Here is a 17,388-nt window from a genome sequence, read left to right as displayed (position 1 = left end):
GGAGGCCAATGTGACATTCACGCGATATGCGATTTACTACACCCCCCCGGCGGGGGCCGATTGGGCTGAGTTTGCAACCCAGTGGCTGGGTTGGGACATGGGTGCTAGCACCTCCATCCCACAGCCCCAGATTGCCGATCTGGATCTGGCCAGCATTACGCAGGTGCCGCGCAAGTACGGGCTGCACGCGACGCTGAAGCCACCGATGCGTCTGGCCAAGGGGCGCAGCCTTGCGGATCTGCAACGGGCCTGCACCAGCCTGGCGGCCCGGCAGGCCCCGGTGGTGCTTGAGGGGCTGCATCTGGCGCGGCTGGGACGGTTTCTGGCCCTGCGCGTCAGCGGCGATGAGACCGCGCTTGGCCAATTTGCGGCCGCCTGCGTGCAGGGTCTTGATGCCTTTCGTGCGCCCAGCTCCGAGGCCGAACAGGCCAAGCGCCGCGCGACAGGGCTCACCCCGGCGCAGGATGCAAACCTCGTGACCTGGGGCTATCCTTTTGTACTGGATCAGTTCCGCTTCCACGTTACGCTCACCGGCAAACTGCCCAAGGCGGATCTGCCCGCTGTCGAGGCCACGCTTGAGGCCCATCTGATCCCCTTGCTGCCCAGACCTCTGGTAATCCGGGATTTTGCCTTGGTGGGCGAAGACAGCGCCGGACGATTTCATTTGCTGCATCGCTATCCCCTCACCGGCAGCGGGGCATCAGCGGAGTAAATCGCTGCCTTGGCCTGGGCGACGGCCAGCCCCAGATCGCCACTGTTGTCAATCTCGTGCAGCCGCAGCAGCCCCGCAGGCAGCGGCTGGCCTGCGCGGGCCAGGCGACGTTGAACCTCGGCGCTGTCTTCGCGCCCGCGCTTGGTCAACCGCTCGGCCAGAATCTCCGGGCGGGCGGTCACCGAGAGCACGATGAGATCACCAAAAACCTCTTGCGCCGTTGCCAAGACGGCGCGCGACAGGTTCACCAAAACGCCATGACCCTGGGCGCGCAGATCTTCGATTGCCAGCGGAATGCCATAGTGCAATCCATGGGCGTGCCAGTGCAGGGCAAAATGCCCGGCTTTCACCAGTTCGCAAAACGCATCTTCGCTAACCGCATCATAGTCTTCGCCGCCGGCCTCTGGCGCGCGGGTCACCACCCGGCGCATAAGGCACAGCCTAGGGTCGCGTGCCGCCAGCGCCTCCATGAGACTGTCCTTGCCCACCCCCGAGGCGCCGACCACTGCAATCACCGGTCCCACTGATGCGCCGACCTTCATGCCGCCACCTGCGGCGAAAAGACCGAAACATCAACAAAGCGGTCGCAGACCTGATCGCGGGTGGCCTCGTCATGGAAAATGCCGATGATCGCTGCACCGCGCGCCTTGGCACCTTCCACCAGGCGCAGCACCGTGGCGCGGTTCTTGGCATCCAGACTGGCGGTGGGCTCGTCCAGCAGCAGTGCCGGGTAGTCATAGGCAAAGCCGCGCGCGATATTCACCCGCTGCTGTTCGCCGCCGGAAAAGGTCGTCGGGCTCAACGACCAGAGCCGCTCGGGGATGTTCAGCTCTGCCAGTAGGCTGGCCGCCTTGTCCCGCGCTACCGCCTGCGAGGTGCCAACAGCCAGCAGTGGCTCTGCCACCACATCCAGTGCCGCCACACGCGGCACCACCCGCAGGAACTGGCTGACATAGCCCAGGGTCTCGCGGCGCAGGGCGATGATCTGACGCGGCGCGGCCTGGGCCACATCCAGATCCCCCACCATGACCCGACCTGCTGCCGCAAGATAGTTGCCATAGATTAACCGCATCAGGGTGGATTTCCCGGCCCCCGAGGCCCCGACCAAACCGACACATTCGCCCGGAGCCACTGTCAGGTTGACCCGCTCCATCACCGGGATTACCGCACCACCCTGATTGTGCAGGGTGAAACTCTTGCTCACGTTTTCAAGTTCAATCATTGTCTTTGTCCTTCAAACCTGCAGCACGCTGGAAACCAGCAGCTGGGTATAGGCGTGTTGCGGGTCATCCAGCACCTGATCGGTCAAACCGCTTTCGACCACATAGCCGTCCTTCATCACCATGAGACGATCCGCCAGCAGGCGCACAACAGCCAGGTCATGGGTGACAATAATGGCACTGAGGCCCATTTCACGCACCAGACTGCGCAGCAGATCCAGCAGGCGGGCCTGTACCGAAACATCCAACCCCCCGGTGGGTTCATCCATGAACACCAGTCGCGGCCCCGTCACCAGATTGCGGGCGATTTGCAGGCGCTGCTGCATCCCGCCGGAAAAATCCGAGGGGCGATCATCAATGCGGCTGTCGCTTATCTCCACCCGGCCCAGCCAATCGGCAGCCTGATCGCGGATCTCGCCATAGTGACGCCCCCCCACGGCCATCAGCCGCTCGCCGATATTGCCGCCAGCCGAGACCGACATGCGCAGGCCATCACGGGCATGCTGATGCACAAAGGCCCAGTCGGTACGCCCCAGCATCCGGCGCGCCGGTTCTGACATGGTGCAGGTATCTACCGGCCCATCGGCGCGGGTATCAAACACCACTTCGCCGCAATCCGGCGCATGATGGCCTGCCATGGCGTTCAGCAGTGTCGACTTGCCAGATCCGCTCTCACCGACGATGCCCATGACCTCTCCGGGGTAGAGATCAAAACTAACATTCTTGCAGCCAATTCGGTGCCCATACATTTTTGTCAGGGCCTTCACCTGCATCAGCGGTGTCATATCCTGTTCTCCAGTTGAGGCACTCATCACGCGGCCTCCTCACCCAATCGGCCCACATGGCCCTCGGCACGTCGGCTGCGGCAATAATCGGTGTCTGAACAGACAAACATCCGGCTGCCCGCATCATCCAGAATTACCTCATCCAGATAGCTGTCCTCGGCGGCACATAGGTCGCAGGGATAATCAGCCTTTGTGGCCTCAAACGGGTAGTCCTCAAAATCGAGGCTCACCACACGTGTATAGGGCGGCAGCGCATAAATGCGCTGTTCGCGACCGGCGCCAAACAGCTGGATCGCTGCCATCTCAAGCTTGGGGTTGTCGAATTTGGGGATCGGCGAAGGGTCCATCACATAGCGCTCCTCCACCTTCACCGGATAGGCATAGGCGGTGGCAATATCGCCGTGCTGACTGATATCTTCATAGAGCTTCACATGCATCAAACCGTATTCCTCAAGACTGTGCATCTTGCGTGTTTCCGTCTCGCGCGGTTCCAGAAAGCGCAGCGGCTCAGGGATTGGCACTTGATACACAAGAATCTGATCCTCGCTCAATTCGGCCTCGGGGATCCGGTGGCGGGTCTGAATGACGCTGGCCTTTGTCGTTTCCTCGGTGGTGGCAACCCCGGCGGTGCGCTCAAAGAATTTTCGAATTGAAACGGCGTTGGTGGTGTCATCCGCGCCCTGGTCGATCACTTTCAGGCTGTCCTCCGGAACCAGCGTTGCTGCCGTCACCTGCACGCCCCCCGTGCCCCAACCATAGGGCATCGGCATCTCGCGGCTGGCAAAGGGTACCTGATAGCCCGGCACGGCCAGACCTTTGAGGATGGCGCGACGGATCATCCGCTTGGTTTGTTCGTCCAGATAGGCAAAGTTGTAATCAGACATTCCGGGCATCCTTTTTCCCTATGGGCCTGTGGTGTTTGCACGTCATTCCGCTGCCTCCTGCGTGGCCATCTGTTCGGCCAATTCCTGCGCTTCGCGGCGCAGTTTGCGCACCAGTTCCAGTTCAGACTGGAAGTCGACGTAATGCGGCAATTTGATGTGTTCCAAGAAACCCGTCGCCTGAATATTGTCGCAATGGCTCAGGACAAATTCTTCATCCTGGGCGGCAGCACCTAGGTTGTCCTCGCCCAGTTCTTCCCAGCGCAGGGCCCGGTCGACCAGCGCCATGGCGATGCTCTTGCGTTCTGACTGACCAAAGACCAGACCATAGCCACGGGTGAACTGTGGCGGCACGGTTTTGGACCCTTTGAACTGGTTCACCGTTTCACATTCGGTCAGTTCCACCTCGCCAATCTCAATGGCAAAGCCCAGCTCCGGGATTTCCATTTCGACCGGCACTTTACCGATGCGCAATTCCCCCACAAAGGCGTGGTTGCGCGCATAGCCACGTTGGGTCGAATAGGCCATGCCAAGGATAAACCCTTCATCCCCACGCGCCAGAGACTGCAGCCGCACCGCGCGCCCGGCAGGAAAGCTCATCGGCTCGCGGGTCAGATCGCCCGGTGTAGCATCCGAAGCGGGCTCGCGCTCGATGATGTCCTCGCCCTGCAGGAACTCGGTGATATGCGGTGTTGCCTCCATGCGCGGCTCTGCGATCGGAGCCTGCGGCACCTCGCCATCCGCCGCCAGTTTGAAATCGAGCAACCGATGGGTGTAGTCAAAGGTTGGCCCCAACACCTGCCCGCCTGGCGCATCTTTGAAGGTGGCTGAGATACGGCGATCACAGGTCATCGCGCCAGTATCCACCGCCGCGCTATAGCCAAAGCGTGGCAGCGTGGTGCGATAGGCGCGGATCAAGAAGATAGCTTCGATCAGATCACCACGCGACTGCTTGATCGCCAGGGCCGCCAGATCAGGATCATAAAGAGAACCCTCGGCCATCACCCGGTTCACCGCTAGGCTCATCTGTTCACGGATCTGCGCCAGGCTCAGCTCGGCGACGTTGGTATCCCCCCGGCGCTCTTCGGCCAGCCAGGCATGGGCATTGTCGATGGCGCGTTCACCACCCTTTACAGCGACATACATCGGGTCACTCCTTTGGCAAAATCGTGGTGGACCGGGGAAGCGCCGTCAGTTGCCCACCACAGGTAAAGAAGAAATCTACCCCCAGCGGGAACTGCTTTGCATTGGCCTGGCAGGCCGCGACATCCGGCAGGCGCAGTTCTGCCCGCTCCTTTATGCCCGGCCCGGTCAGGGTTGCAGTGGCAGGTATCAGCTGCGCCATCTCGACAATTAGGGTGGCAGATCTGTCCGGGTATTCCGAGGTGCCGACGCGGTATTGCCCAACGGGCATCAAGGCCGCCCAGCTGCCAAGGGCAAAATCTGCCTGATCCGCCGCAACAATCGGCGCGCCGGTATGAAAGGCCAGCCAGGCGCGCAGTTCAGGACTGTCCACATCCGGGGCCAGATAGACGCCGGTTTCTGGGTCGCACAGCGTCAGCAGCAGGCCCCCCGCCGCAGGGGAAATCCCCGCGGGGGGGCTGCCGCCGGCAATATCCTGCAGGGTTCCGGGCCGCGCCAAGGCCGTCATCGCCGCGCGAAATGCCTGCGCAGCCTGCTGCGCGGGGGCGGAAAATCCGCCGCCATATGCGGTGGTCTCGGTCAGTTGGGGCATCAGTCCTCTCCTCGCACCATGGTGAAAAATTCAACCTTGGTGGCCGCTGCTTTGGCCGCGCGGGCCTGACGCTGCGCCGCCAGGCGGTTTTGCAACGGTTGCAGCACCGCCTGGCGCAGATCAGTCGCCACATCTGTTTGCATAAGGGCATCTACCTTGGCGGCGATCTCTGCCTTGGGTTTTGATCGTCCCTGAACATAGGCATGACCAACAGTGCCGTTGGCCAGGGTCAGTGCACAGCGGGTCACTGTCATCTCGCCCAGATTAAACGGCGCGCCCGCGCCCCCCATGCGGCCGCGCACCATGACTCCACCTGCTTCGGGGGGGCGCAGCCAATCAAACGCCGGATCGTGATCAAAGCCGCGCCACAGGCTGGCAAGCTCGGCCTCATCGGCCTGGGCCAGCAGGCTCATCCAAGCCTTGCGCGCGGTTGCGGAAATATCTGTTTTCATCAGTGAAAGCCTCTTGGCCGGGTTGTCTACATGAACTATACAACTAGACAAATACTAGCGAGTCCAACCACCCCAGCGCAATCGAAACCTTGTGAAAGTTTAGTGACATGTCCGATGCCCCTTCAGCAGTCAGCCGCACGCCTGTGTGGAAATCCATTTCAATCTCGCTGACGGATGACATCGCCCAGGGGCGCTATGGCACAGCGGACAAATTGCCCTCGGAGGCGCAGTTGGCGGCGCGCTTTGGGGTCAATCGCCATACGGTGCGCCGGGCCTTGGCCGCCATGGCAGAGCAAGGCCTGGTGCATGCGCGACGCGGTGCCGGCGTCTTTGTCGCCGCCGCCCCTACCGATTACCCAATTCGCAAACGTGTACGGTTTCACCAGAACATCCAACAGGGCGGGCAGACCCCGGCCAAGCAGATCCTGATGCTGGAAACCCGCATTGCCTCGTTGATCGAGGCCGAAGCCCTGGCGCTGGAGCCCGGCTCATCTGTGCATGTCTATGACGGGATATCCCTGGCCAACAACCATCCAATCGCCCTGTTTCAAAGTGTTTTTCCCGCCAAAAACTTGCCCGGCATGCTGACCGCGCTGGAGCAAAGACAATCGGTAACAGAGGCCCTGAAGGACTGTGGGGTTGCCGATTATACCCGCGCAGAAACCCGTATCACCGCCAAGCTGGCCACCGCGACCCAGGCGCTGCATCTGCGCATTTCGGAAGGCGCGCCAATCCTGCGCACCACCGGGGTCAACATCGACCCCAGGGGCCAACCGGTAGAATTTGGCCGCACCTGGTTTGCCGGCGATCGGGTGACCCTGACGGTGGATGGACGCTGAAGGCCCTGCCGCCAAGAAAACAGGCCCCCACCACTGGGCGGGGGCCTGTCGCAGGTCAGCTTATTTGATTTCGCATGTTTTGACGCCCAAAACCGGGCCCAATTTTTGCGCGACGTACTATAGGCGCCGGTCAGGCCCTACTGTTTGGCATTAAAGACGAACAGGGTTTCGCCATTGATCTTGTAGGCATTGATCAATTCCTTGGCCCGATCCGAGGTCAGCCAGCCTTCTAGCTGCATCGCCAGATCATTCTTGGCATGCGGGTGCTTTTCCGGGTTCACTGGCAGATAGGCATATTGGTTGAACAAAACCGGGTCACCGGAAAACAGCAGCTCCAGATCGCCCTTGTTGCCAAAGTTCAGCCAGCTTGCCCGGTCCGCCATGATATAGGCCCCCATGCCAGAGGCCGTGTTCAGTGCCGCGCCCATGCCCGCACCAACGGCGCGATACCAGGCGTCAAATTCCGCCGGGTCCAGATCCGCTGCCTGCCACAGGCTCAGCTCTTTCTTGTGGGTGCCACTGTCATCGCCGCGGCTGACAAAGGGGGCAGCAGCAGTTGCAACCCGCTGCAGCGCCGAGGCCGCATCCGACGCGCCGCGCAGGTCTGCGGCATCGGTCTTTGGGCCGATAAAGACAAAATCATTATACATGATTTCGCGGCGATGGGTGCCATTGCCACCCGCCAGGAATTTTTCTTCGGCCTTTTGCGAATGCACCAGAATGGCGTCAACATCGCCGGCCTCGCCCAGACGGATCGCCTGACCGGTGCCCACCACCAAAAGCTGCACATCAAGATCCAGATCGCTCTTGATTTCGGGCAGCAAGATCTCTGCCAGTCCCGAATTGTGGAAGGAAGTGGTCACCGCCAGTTTCATCTCTTCGGCCATGGCTGTGCCAGTCAGCAACAGGCTGGTAAATGTTCCGAAAATTATCTGCTTCATTCTACAATGTCTCCTCTTAGAAATGCACTTGCTTGCGGGGTTTTCGGCCCGGCAAAAAATGCCTTGGCCGGGCCGAATTCATGGATGCGCCCATGCAGGACAAACAGCACCTCATCGGCCAATCGCTGCGCCTGCCCCATGTTATGGGTCGACATGATCAGCCGGGTGCCTGCAGCGGCGACCTCTTGCAGGATATCTTCGATTTCGCGGGTCGCGCGCCCATCCAAAGAGGCGCAGGGCTCATCCAGAAATAGCACATCCGGTTCGCGGATCAGGGCACGGGCCAGCGCCAGTTTCTGCCGCTCCCCCCCGGACAGAAGCATCGCCTGCCGATCCAGCGCATCACCCAGATTGATCCGTTCGGCCCACTGGGCTGCACGCATCCGTGCCTCTTTGCGCGGGACGCCAATCAACTGCAAAGGATAGGCAATGTTTTCCACCACCGGGCGCCGCATCATGATCGGCGTCTGAAACACGAAGGCCTGTCGCTGCTGCGCCTGTTCCATCGGGCAGGCCCAGTCCAGGCTGCCTCCGCCCATCCGCGCGATCCCGTGCAGCATCTTCAACAGGGTGGTTTTGCCCGCCCCATTGGGCCCCACCACAATGCTGGTGCCCTGACCCGCAAGCGTCAGATCAATTGGGCCGACCAGCACCTTGCCCCGACGCCGGACTAGGGCCTGTTTGGCAACCAGAGGAAACATCTGTTGCGTCATCACCAACGCCCCTCGCTCTCGGTATGGCCCAACCAGTGGATTGCCAGGTTGACCGCAACCGCCATGGCGATCAGCACAAAGCCAAGCCCCAATGCCATGGCAAATTCGCCCTTGCCGGTTTCCAGGGCAATCGCCGTGGTCAGAACCCGAGTGGCATGGTCGATATTGCCGCCAACCACCATGATGGCGCCGACTTCTCCGATGGCGCGGCCAAATCCTGCCAGCGCCGCCGTCAGCAGCGCTCGGCGACCATCCCACAGCAGGGCCTTGATGCGTTGCACCTGGCTGGCATTCATCGAGATTAGCAAATCGTGGTAATCGCTCCAGAGTTCGCGCAGCGATTGATGCGCGATAGAGGCGACCAATGGCACAATGATCACCACCTGTGCGATGATCATCGCCGTGGGGGTAAACAACAGCCCCAAGACCCCAAGAGGCCCCGCCCTCGACAGCAGAACATAGACGAGCAGACCCACCACAACCGGCGGCAGCCCCATCAGCGCATTCAGTACGGCAATGGTGACACGGCGCAGACGAAACCGCCGCACCGCGAGCAGAGCCGCCAGCGGCAGCGCAATCATCGAGGCAATCGCCAGCGCCGTCAGCGTAACCCTGAGAGAGCGCAAAGTGATCTCGACCAGATCTCGGTCCAGGGTCACCAATAGCCAAAAGGCCTGGGCTATGCCGTCCCACAGATCAGCCATTGCGCGTGTCTTCTCCTCAGTGCGCGCGAAATCACCCGTGGCGCCGCGTTCTTATGGTGTTCAAAATCATAGCTTTGGCACCAGAAACAGTGTAAAAATCATCACAAATGAAAAAGGGTCAATTTGTCTACCCCACCAAGAGCCAAGCCTGACGACTGGGCCATATCCGGCACCTTTTCCTAGCTGGTTTTTGCCCCCTCTCGCAGCCAAAACGGACGCGATATCCAAAAAATGCGACCCGCCCGCCGCCTTGCCTGTTTCCTTTCGCCGCCACAATGCGCTCATGGGCCCCAAATGCGCCGGGTTCCGCGCGCTAAATCATCGCAGCACGGCAGCTATTGTACCGGCTTCTCTTGCGTGCGGGAATCGAACGTGAAACAAGCCTCTGCCATAGTTTCAATGCGAAACACCACTTTGAGGATTAGCCATGTTTGATCTGCAAACTATGCGCGATCAGCTCGCCGCTCATTACGATCTGGCACCCAATCCTGCCCTGGCGCAGGAAATGTCAGACACCTATGCCACCATGCAGCGCGTGGTCACACCAATGGATTGGGCCGTTCACGCCCCCTATGTGGCCGCCATCAACGCCCTGAAGAAAGAACGCAACGCCGTCATTCTTGCCCATAACTACATGACCCCCGAAATCTATCACGGTGTGGCGGATGTGGTGGGTGACAGCCTGCAACTGGCGATCGAAGCCACCCGCGTCGAGGCCGATGTCATCGTGCAATGCGGCGTGCATTTCATGGCCGAGACCTCAAAGATCCTCAGCCCGGACAAGATCGTGCTGATCCCCGACCTGGAGGCAGGCTGTTCACTGGCGGAATCGATCACCGCCGAGGGCATCGCCGAAATGCGTCGACGCTACCCTGGGGCCCCCGTGGTCACCTATGTGAACACCACCGCCGAGGTCAAAGCCGCCTCAGATATCTGCTGTACCTCTTCCAATGCGGCGCAGATCGTCAGCGCGATGGAAAGCGACACGGTGATCATGACCCCCGATCAGTATCTGGCGCAGAACGTGGCCAAGGATGTGCCGCATAAAAATGTCGTCTGGTGGGAAGGGTCCTGCATCGTGCACGAGCAATACAGCGCCAAGGACCTGCGAGAGTTCCGCGAATGGAACCCAGGCACCCGGCTGATTGCCCATCCTGAATGCCCGCCAGATGTGGTCGCCGAGGCGGATTTTTCCGGCTCCACCAGCGGCATTATCAAATATGTCACCGATGAAAAGCCCGAAAAAGCACTGCTGATCACCGAATGTTCGATGGCCTCGAATATCGCGGACAGCCTGCCCGAGGTGGATTTTGTCGGCCCCTGCAATATGTGCCCCTATATGAAGATGATCTCGCTTGAGAAAATCCTGTGGTCGCTGCACACCATGTCAGAGCCGGTCGAAGTTGATCCCTCCGTGGCTGAAGGCGCCCGCCAAGCGGTGCAAAAGATGATCGATCTATCGCAAAAGCTGGGTATCTGACCCCAGGACCCCGCGCAGCGACACTGACCGGAGAGTACAGCATGGCCCGCGCCCTATGAGCAGCCCCCCCAGCAGCCCCTTGACGACGGACCGCATCGTGATCGTCGGGGCAGGCCTTGCCGCGCTCTATGCCGCGTTGGAACTTGCACCGCGCCCCGTGCTGATGATCTCACCCGAGCCTTTGGGCCTGGGGGCTAGCTCTGCCTGGGCGCAGGGCGGTGTGGCGGCGGCCATGGCCAAGACCGACAGTGCCGCAGCCCATGCGCAGGACACCGAAGCCGCCGGTGCGGGCACCGTCGATCCCGAGGTTGCAGCCATGGTCACCCGCATGGCACGAGATCACATTCTGGACCTGACGGCCCTTGGCGCGCCCTTTGATCGCGATCCGCAAGGCCACTATGTCATGAGCCGCGAAGCCGCCCATTCCGCCGCCCGTGTAGTCCGGGTTAAGGGCGATCAGGCGGGCCATCAGATCATGGAAACCCTGATCCAGACGGTACGCGCCACCCCGTCGATCCAGATCATTGAAAACACCGAGGCCCTGCGGCTGCAAACCGAAGGCGACACCGTCACCGGCCTGTGGATCCGCCGGGCTGATCGCCCTTCGGCGCCGGTGCAGATCAGCTGCCCCGGTGTGCTTCTGGCGGGGGGCGGTTCTGGCGGGCTATTTGCCCATACCACCAATCCACCGCGCATCCGCGGCCAGGTGATTGGCCTGGCCGCCCGCGCAGGTGCCATGATTGCCGATGCGGAATTTGTCCAGTTTCACCCCACAGCGGTGGATTGCGGCGAGGATCCCGCGCCGCTGGCAACCGAAGCCCTGCGCGGTGAGGGAGCCATCCTGATCAATGCGCAGGGCCACCGCTTCATGCAGGATCTGCACCCGCAAGCAGAACTGGCCCCGCGCGATGTGGTGGCCCGTGGCATCTTTGCCGAAACCCAGGCCGGACGCCGACCAATGCTGGACACCCGTACAGCCCTGGGGGCTGAGGTGCTCAGCCGCTTTCCTGCCCTAGCCGAAACCTGCGCCCGTGCAGGCATCGACCCGGTGAAAGATCCCATTCCGGTGGCCGTCGCCGCGCATTACCACATGGGCGGCATCCAGACCGACCTGCAGGGCCGCGCCAGTCTGGAGCGTCTTTGGGTCAGCGGCGAAGCGGCCTCTACCGGGCTGCACGGGGCCAATCGCCTGGCCTCCAACGGGCTGCTTGAAGCGTTGGTCTATGCGCGCCGGGCCGCTGCCGACATTGCCGCCAGTATCGCCCCGCCGCCAGCCGCCGATACGGTGCCACTGTTGCATCCCGCATTCCCGCCCGCGACAGGCGAGGCCGGTATGGATCTTGCCGCGCTGCAATGCCTGCGCCAGACCATGACGGCCCATGTGGGCATGCGCCGCGACGCCGCCGGGCTGACCACCGCACTGCGGATTCTGGCGCAGCTCGAGGTCGATCAGGCAGAGGATGAGGCCTTTCTCAATATGTGCGCCACCGCGACGCTGGTCGCCACCAGCGCCCTGCAACGGCGCGAAAGCCGGGGCGGCCATTTCCGCAGCGATTATCCCAATGCCGACCCCGCCTTTGCCCGGCGCAGCCGTATCACACTGGATGCGGCCCATGCGATCCGCGACCAGGTGCTCTCGACCTCTTGAAAGGACAGCCCATGCTCCGCCAATCTCCCCTGCCCGATCTGCTGATAGAGCCGCTGGTGCGCGCCGCCCTGCTGGAAGATCTGGGACAAAACGGCGATATCACCACCCGCGCGGTGATCCCGCCTGCCACCCGGTACAAGGCGCGACTAAACGCCCGCCAGCCGGGCGTGGTCTCGGGCATGCAGATCGCCCGCCTCGCCTTTCAACTGGTGGATCCTACACTGCAGATTGTCACGCGGATTGAGGATGGCAGCCCCTGCGCGCCGGGCGACCTGCTGATGACCATCGAAGGTGCCGCCGCATCCATCCTGTCGGGGGAACGGGTCGCGCTGAACTTTGCTGGCCGTCTGTCGGGCATTGCCAGCCTCACCGCCAGCTTCGTCGCCGAAACCAAGGGCACCCAGACCCGCATCACCTGCACCCGCAAGACCACACCGGGGCTGCGAATGGTGGAAAAGCAGGCCGTGGTGCATGGCGGTGGCGCCAACCACCGCTTTGGCCTGTCGGATGCCATCCTGATCAAGGACAACCACATCGCTGCTGCCGGTGGCATCACGGCAGTCCTGAACGCCGCCAAAGCCAGCGTCAGCCACATGATGAAGGTGGAAATCGAGGTCGACACGCTGGCGCAGCTGGAAGAGGTTCTGCAGACTGGTGGCGCAGATGTGGTGCTGTTGGACAACATGACCACCGAAGATCTGCGCCGCGCCGTTGCCCTGACCCGAGGCACACTGGTGAGCGAAGCCTCAGGCAATATGACCCTGGGCCGCATTGCCGAGGTCGCCGCGACGGGGGTTGATTACATATCATCCGGCGCGCTGACCCATTCGGCGCAGACGCTAGATCTGGGGCTCGACTTTTAACGACGCGCCCATCCCCGGAATGCAGGTGAAAAGGGCGGGGCCGAGGCAGAGTGCTTTGCCCCCGCCCCCGGCCCCGCCGTGGATCATAAAAAGCCGCGCGGGATGGTTTCTTGCCATTCCTTGACCAGAACCTCTGTGCCCTCGGCCCCTTCGCGGGCGGTCACCCGTCGCCATAGGTGAAAGTTTTCGGTGTCGCAGGTCATCTTGTTTTCGGTATCAATCGAGACCTGCCAGCCCTCGCGCTCGAAGGTAAAATTCCAATCACTGGCAAAGACGGCCGAGGCCGGATCATCGGGGTGGATCGCATAGTGCATTGTCACATGGCTGCCCACCACCATGCCATGATAGGGATCGCGGGCCTTGCCATAGTCATCAAAGGTATCCAGCATCAAGGTGCCATCTGCACGGGTTGTGCGCTCTGATGTGCCGCTGGCGGCCCGCAGCACCTCGCTTTGCAGGGTGGGATAGGCGCGGGGCGCGCCAGGGTTTTGCGGCGCGATTTCTGCAGCGACTTGGCGCTGCGGCAGGGTGAGGGCGCAGCCCTCCAGATGTAACGTGATCTCTGCCGCCTGTGGTGCGGGCCAGACAATCGGCCAGTAGGATGTCGACAGGGCCAGCCGCAGCTGATGCCCGGTGCGCAGGTGATGGGCGCATTCGTTCAGCTCGATCTCGGCACTGTAGCGCTGCCCCGGCACCAGCATCTGTGGCGCGGAATGGCTGTCACGATGGGTCAGGTTCAGGGGGCGAAAGCTGATCCGCTGGGACACTCCTTCGGGGGAAACATCACACAAGCGCGCCACCAGCTGCGCCACCGGCCGGTCAACGCTGAACTCCACCCGCAACCGTGGCCGCCCAAGGATTTCCAAAGGTGCCGCGAGCGGCGCTGTGTCAAAGCAGGCCGACAGTGCATCATCACTTGATTGATCCCCCGGCAGTTCGTTGTCAAACCGCATCCCGGCGCAGAAATAGCCACTCTCCTGCCCGAGGGTCGCCGGATTGCTGATCCGCTGTTCCCCGCTGGCCGGTTCAGCCTGCAACCCCTGTGGGCCAAGGTGCATCACCCGATCCGTCATATTGGGCGAGGGCCACCGCGCCTCGGCCACCCAGCGGCCCTGGCGCGGCTTGTTCTGCTGGCTCGGGTTGAAATGTTCCTGCATGTAGACTCGATAGTCCGGCAGGGCAGCTGCGCCGCTGTCCTGACCGCGCAGGTACTGATCAAACCAGGTCAGCACCTCGCCATGGAAATCCGCCGGGGCGATCTTGGCGATATGGGCATAGCGGTGTTCCCAGGGGCCAACCAGCGCCTTGGTCGGTGCAGTCAGGTTGGCGGCCAGCGCCGAGGGCGTGTTGACATAGGCATCCGCCCAGCCGGTGATCGCCAGAACCGGCGCAGTGATCGCCGCCCAATCCTCGCAGACCGATCCGTGCTGCCACTGGCTGTCGCGAGTCTGATGGCGCAGCCAGTCTGCAGCCATAAAGGGCATATCCCGCATCCGCGCGATCCAGTCTGCACGCCAATTCGCACGGTTCAGCGGGTCAGCCGGACGCGATTGATAGGCAAACATCTGGGCACCCCAGTTGGCATTATCGCTCAGCAGGCAGCCCCCCATATAGTGGATATCATCCGCATACCGATCTGCGGTCGAAGCTACCGAGACCACCGCCTTCAGCGCCTCTGGCCGCCGATAAGCCAGCTGCAAGCCGTTGAAGCCACCCCAGGAAATGCCGATCATGCCAATATTGCCATCGCACCAGTCCTGGGCCGCGATCCAGGCCAGGATCGCCTCTCCGTCGCTCAGCTCTTGTTCCGAATATTCATCGTCAAAACTGCCTTCGCTATCGCCGGACCCGGCAATATCAACGCGGATACAGGCATAGCCTTCGCTGGCAAAGACCGTATGTGTCGTCTCATCACGCGGCGCGGTGCCGTCGCGCCTGCGGTAGGGCAGATATTCCAGAATGGCCGGCACGGGCTCGACGGCCTGCGGCAACCAGAGCCGCGCCGCCAAGCGGCGCCCGTCAGGCAGAGGGATCCAGGCGGTCTCGGTCACGTCATAGGCACAGGGCATTGGGGTCTCGCTTTCTTCTCAAATATTGCAGCGCAGTTTGCTCAGCCTGACCTCTGGCAGCCGCAGATGCCACACCAAACACGACATCCGCTGGATCTCTGCCCGAGCCCCGCGCACCGCAAGGCCACAGGCGGGCCTATCCGATCACGCCTTTGTCTTGGGCAGTACCGGCGCCGATTTATCCAGCGCCAGTTCAGCATCAGAAAACCGCCAGGGGCCGCGCACACCGGGAATTCCCTCGGGCGAGATCTGCATCTCGCGGTGCTTGATCTGCGCATCATCAAAGGCCTGGCCAATGGTATTGATCGGGCCTGCGGGTACGGTTGCCGCCTCCAGCGCTGCCAACAGATCCACCTGCCGCCAGCTGGCGACCACGCCTTCCAGCAGGCTGGTCAGCGCCTCGCGGTTGGCCACCCGCTGCTGATTACAGGTAAAGCGCACATCATCCTTGATCCCCGGCAGGCCCAGCACATCGCAAAGCCGGTGAAATTGGCCATCATTGCCCACCGCCAGGATCACATGCCCATCCTGTACCGCCATGACCTGATAGGGGGCGATATTGGGATGACTGTTGCCGCGCCGGGTTGGGCTCTCACCCGTCGCCAGATAGTTCATCGCCTGATTGCCCAGGATTGCAGTGGCGCAGTCCAGCAACGACATATCAACATGCTGCCCACGGCCGGTTGTGTGGCGCTGTTCCACGGCGGCGAGAATGCCAATGGTGCCATAAAGCCCGGTCACCACATCGGTAATCGCCATACCAACCTTTTGTGGTTCGCGGTCAGGTTCACCGGTGATCGACATCAGACCCGACATGCCCTGCAACAGGAAATCATAGCCCGCGCGTTTGGCATAGGGGCCATCCTGGCCAAAGCCCGTGACGGAACAATAGATCAGCCGCGGGTTGACCTTGGCCAGGCTGGCATAGTCGAGCCCGTATTTCGCCAGCCCCCCCACCTTGAAGTTTTCCACCAGGATGTCGGCATCGCGTACCAGTTCCAGCACGGTGGCGCGGCCTTCCTCGGTGCGGAAATCGGCAATCACGCAGCTCTTGCCGCGATTGGCCGAGTAATAATAGGCCGCCGATTTGTCGGTGCCGCGTTCAATGAAGGGAGGCCCCCAATGACGGGTATCATCGCCGTCAGGGCTTTCGACCTTGGTTACCTCGGCACCAAGGTCCGCCAGTGACTGGCCTATCCAGGGGCCTGCCAAGATACGTGCCAGTTCAACAACTTTGAGGCCAGAAAGCGGGGTCATGGGCATCTCTCCTATTGCACGGGCCGGGTGACCCGCGCGCGTGATCCTGCCTGCTGTTTAGCCCAGAGAGTCGGGGGGCTGCAACGATTTGATCAAATACGGGCTGCACCCCTTTGCCACCTCACTTGCCTTTGATCCGCACGGTGAAGCTGGTGCGCGCGCCGACAGGCGGTGGCGGAAAGGGGGCCGCGCGGCGAACCTGATCCAGGGCAATCCGGTCCAGCTTGTCCGAGCCGGAACTGCGCGCCAGGCTCAGGCCTGCCAATCCGCCACCTGCCCCGATGCGAAACCGCACCATTGCAACACCGCGTACAGTGGCACGCCGCTTGGCCCGCTGGATCCGGCGCATGACCAGACCTGGGTAATTGCTGGCTGCCGCATTGCCCTGAACCTGCGCCGTACCGTCCGTTTTGGCGGCCTGACCTCCAGCGGGGCGGCTGTTGGATGTTTCCGCCCCCTGTTTGGCGCTGGCTGTGCTATTGCCGCGCGGCTGCTGGGCCTCTGGGGCGGCTGTTGCGCCAGACGTTGTGGCGGGATCGCGGGGGGGGACCTGTGGGGCTATGCGCTGCTGTGGCGCCTGTTCTGCTAGACGTTGCGGTGGGCGCAGCGAGTCTGTCACCGCCGGGCTTTGCGGCTCTGACAGCTGCGGCTGTTGCCTTGACAGCCTGGTCGGCCGGGGCGTGACCGTCGGGGTGGCGACCTCATCAGCCGCTGCATCGGGCGTCACGGCAACCAGAGGCACCCCGCCCCGGACCGGCTTGATTGGCAGGGCCGCAGCCGCCTTGACGGATGTCGCAGGCGATGTTGCGGCGACTGTAGAGGGGACCGCTTGCTGCGGCACCGAAGCCGCAACCGGAGGGATCGTCGCGGTATGATCCGGGGCTGGGACCGGAGTTTCGATCCCGGCGGCCAAATTGACAAAACTATTGCCCTGCGCCGCAAGCGCCGCCCGCCCGCCCGCCCGCTGCACGGTCGCGCCAGTATCGTGCAGGGCAAAGGCCGCATGCAGGCCAAAGGCCAGAACCAGGGCCACCAACGCCGCCAGGAAAGAGCGCGGTACCGCATGCCCCAAGGGAGGCACCATCTGCG

18 protein-coding genes are annotated in these 17,388 nt (G+C 62.2%); 5 read left to right on the top strand and 13 right to left on the bottom strand.

Features of this window, described 5'->3' with window-relative positions:
- Nucleotides 1-10: 10 nt before the first annotated feature.
- Nucleotides 11-712 carry a DUF1045 domain-containing protein gene (locus LRK71_RS15080; RefSeq protein WP_232404651.1) on the top strand — a complete coding sequence of 234 codons (702 nt, stop codon included), beginning with the start codon at nucleotides 11-13 and terminating at the stop codon, nucleotides 710-712.
- Here LRK71_RS15080 and phnN read toward each other — a convergent pair.
- Genes phnN through phnG form a run of 7 tightly spaced genes read right to left on the bottom strand, consistent with a single transcriptional unit; the run spans nucleotide 676 to nucleotide 5,785 of the window.
- Entirely contained in the window at nucleotides 676-1,254 is a 579-nt protein-coding gene (phnN, locus tag LRK71_RS15075; RefSeq protein WP_232404650.1) for a phosphonate metabolism protein/1,5-bisphosphokinase (PRPP-forming) PhnN, read from the bottom strand. The two genes, LRK71_RS15080 and phnN, sit on opposite strands and share 37 nt — an antisense overlap.
- Nucleotides 1,251-1,934 (bottom strand): phosphonate C-P lyase system protein PhnL, encoded by a 684-nt coding sequence (phnL, locus tag LRK71_RS15070; RefSeq protein ID WP_232404649.1) that lies wholly within the window; start codon nucleotides 1,932-1,934, stop codon nucleotides 1,251-1,253. The genes phnN and phnL overlap by 4 nt, the downstream gene beginning before the upstream one ends.
- A gap of 12 nt (nucleotides 1,935-1,946) precedes the next feature.
- Nucleotides 1,947-2,717, bottom strand: coding sequence for a phosphonate C-P lyase system protein PhnK (gene phnK, locus LRK71_RS15065; RefSeq protein ID WP_232404757.1), 771 nt, complete (start codon nucleotides 2,715-2,717; stop codon nucleotides 1,947-1,949).
- Between the two features lie 26 nt (nucleotides 2,718-2,743).
- Nucleotides 2,744-3,601 carry an alpha-D-ribose 1-methylphosphonate 5-phosphate C-P-lyase PhnJ gene (locus LRK71_RS15060; protein WP_269751769.1) on the bottom strand — a complete coding sequence of 286 codons (858 nt, stop codon included), beginning with the start codon at nucleotides 3,599-3,601 and terminating at the stop codon, nucleotides 2,744-2,746.
- Nucleotides 3,602-3,643: 42 nt separating this feature from the next.
- Nucleotides 3,644-4,744, bottom strand: coding sequence for a carbon-phosphorus lyase complex subunit (locus LRK71_RS15055; RefSeq protein ID WP_232404647.1), 1,101 nt, complete (start codon nucleotides 4,742-4,744; stop codon nucleotides 3,644-3,646).
- 4 nt (nucleotides 4,745-4,748) lie between these two features.
- Entirely contained in the window at nucleotides 4,749-5,333 is a 585-nt protein-coding gene (gene phnH, locus LRK71_RS15050; RefSeq protein WP_232404646.1) for a phosphonate C-P lyase system protein PhnH, read from the bottom strand.
- Nucleotides 5,333-5,785, bottom strand: a complete 453-nt coding sequence (gene phnG, locus LRK71_RS15045) for a phosphonate C-P lyase system protein PhnG (protein ID WP_232404645.1) — start codon at nucleotides 5,783-5,785, stop codon at nucleotides 5,333-5,335. Before phnG ends, phnH begins: the two co-directional genes overlap by 1 nt.
- A gap of 107 nt (nucleotides 5,786-5,892) precedes the next feature.
- Between phnG and phnF the strand changes: the two genes are divergently transcribed.
- Nucleotides 5,893-6,624, top strand: coding sequence for a phosphonate metabolism transcriptional regulator PhnF (gene phnF / locus LRK71_RS15040; RefSeq protein WP_232404644.1), 732 nt, complete (start codon nucleotides 5,893-5,895; stop codon nucleotides 6,622-6,624).
- A 137-nt stretch (nucleotides 6,625-6,761) separates the two neighbouring features.
- Here phnF and LRK71_RS15035 read toward each other — a convergent pair whose 3' ends face one another.
- Genes LRK71_RS15035 through LRK71_RS15025 form a run of 3 tightly spaced genes read right to left on the bottom strand, consistent with a single transcriptional unit; the run spans nucleotide 6,762 to nucleotide 8,982 of the window.
- The gene (locus tag LRK71_RS15035; RefSeq protein ID WP_232404643.1) at nucleotides 6,762-7,565 is read right to left on the bottom strand and encodes an ABC transporter substrate-binding protein; all 804 of its coding nucleotides are present in this window, start codon (nucleotides 7,563-7,565) and stop codon (nucleotides 6,762-6,764) included.
- Nucleotides 7,562-8,278, bottom strand: a complete 717-nt coding sequence (locus LRK71_RS15030) for an ATP-binding cassette domain-containing protein (protein WP_232404642.1) — start codon at nucleotides 8,276-8,278, stop codon at nucleotides 7,562-7,564. Before LRK71_RS15030 ends, LRK71_RS15035 begins: the two co-directional genes overlap by 4 nt.
- On the bottom strand, nucleotides 8,278-8,982 hold the full coding sequence (locus tag LRK71_RS15025; protein ID WP_232404641.1) for an ABC transporter permease: 705 nt from the start codon (nucleotides 8,980-8,982) through the stop codon (nucleotides 8,278-8,280). The genes LRK71_RS15030 and LRK71_RS15025 overlap by 1 nt, the downstream gene beginning before the upstream one ends.
- A 427-nt stretch (nucleotides 8,983-9,409) precedes the next feature.
- Between LRK71_RS15025 and nadA the strand changes: the two genes are divergently transcribed.
- Genes nadA through nadC form a run of 3 tightly spaced genes read left to right on the top strand, consistent with a single transcriptional unit; the run spans nucleotide 9,410 to nucleotide 12,973 of the window.
- The gene (gene nadA / locus LRK71_RS15020; RefSeq protein WP_232404640.1) at nucleotides 9,410-10,462 is read left to right on the top strand and encodes a quinolinate synthase NadA; all 1,053 of its coding nucleotides are present in this window, start codon (nucleotides 9,410-9,412) and stop codon (nucleotides 10,460-10,462) included.
- 55 nt (nucleotides 10,463-10,517) lie between these two features.
- Nucleotides 10,518-12,110 carry an L-aspartate oxidase gene (locus LRK71_RS15015; protein WP_232404639.1) on the top strand — a complete coding sequence of 531 codons (1,593 nt, stop codon included), beginning with the start codon at nucleotides 10,518-10,520 and terminating at the stop codon, nucleotides 12,108-12,110.
- 11 nt (nucleotides 12,111-12,121) lie between these two features.
- Nucleotides 12,122-12,973, top strand: coding sequence for a carboxylating nicotinate-nucleotide diphosphorylase (nadC, locus tag LRK71_RS15010; protein ID WP_232404638.1), 852 nt, complete (start codon nucleotides 12,122-12,124; stop codon nucleotides 12,971-12,973).
- Nucleotides 12,974-13,056: 83 nt separating this feature from the next.
- On the opposite strand, the gene LRK71_RS15005 is transcribed toward nadC, so the two are convergent.
- The 3 genes from LRK71_RS15005 to LRK71_RS14995 all read right to left on the bottom strand — a co-directional run bounded on the left by LRK71_RS15005 (nucleotide 13,057) and on the right by LRK71_RS14995 (nucleotide 17,383).
- The gene (locus tag LRK71_RS15005) at nucleotides 13,057-15,042 is read right to left on the bottom strand and encodes a CocE/NonD family hydrolase (protein WP_232404637.1); all 1,986 of its coding nucleotides are present in this window, start codon (nucleotides 15,040-15,042) and stop codon (nucleotides 13,057-13,059) included.
- Between the two features lie 144 nt (nucleotides 15,043-15,186).
- Nucleotides 15,187-16,299 (bottom strand): CaiB/BaiF CoA transferase family protein, encoded by a 1,113-nt coding sequence (locus tag LRK71_RS15000; protein WP_232404636.1) that lies wholly within the window; start codon nucleotides 16,297-16,299, stop codon nucleotides 15,187-15,189.
- Nucleotides 16,300-16,420: 121 nt separating this feature from the next.
- A complete protein-coding gene (locus LRK71_RS14995) occupies nucleotides 16,421-17,383 on the bottom strand; it encodes a TonB family protein (protein ID WP_232404635.1) in 963 nt (320 codons plus the stop codon).
- Nucleotides 17,384-17,388 lie beyond the last annotated feature (5 nt).

The sequence above is a fragment of the Pseudophaeobacter flagellatus genome (assembly GCF_021228235.1).
Taxonomy (GTDB): Bacteria; Pseudomonadota; Alphaproteobacteria; order Rhodobacterales; family Rhodobacteraceae; genus Pseudophaeobacter; species Pseudophaeobacter flagellatus.
The sequence above is the reverse complement of the archived record's forward strand: the minus strand, read 5'-3'. Positions and strand labels throughout refer to the sequence as shown.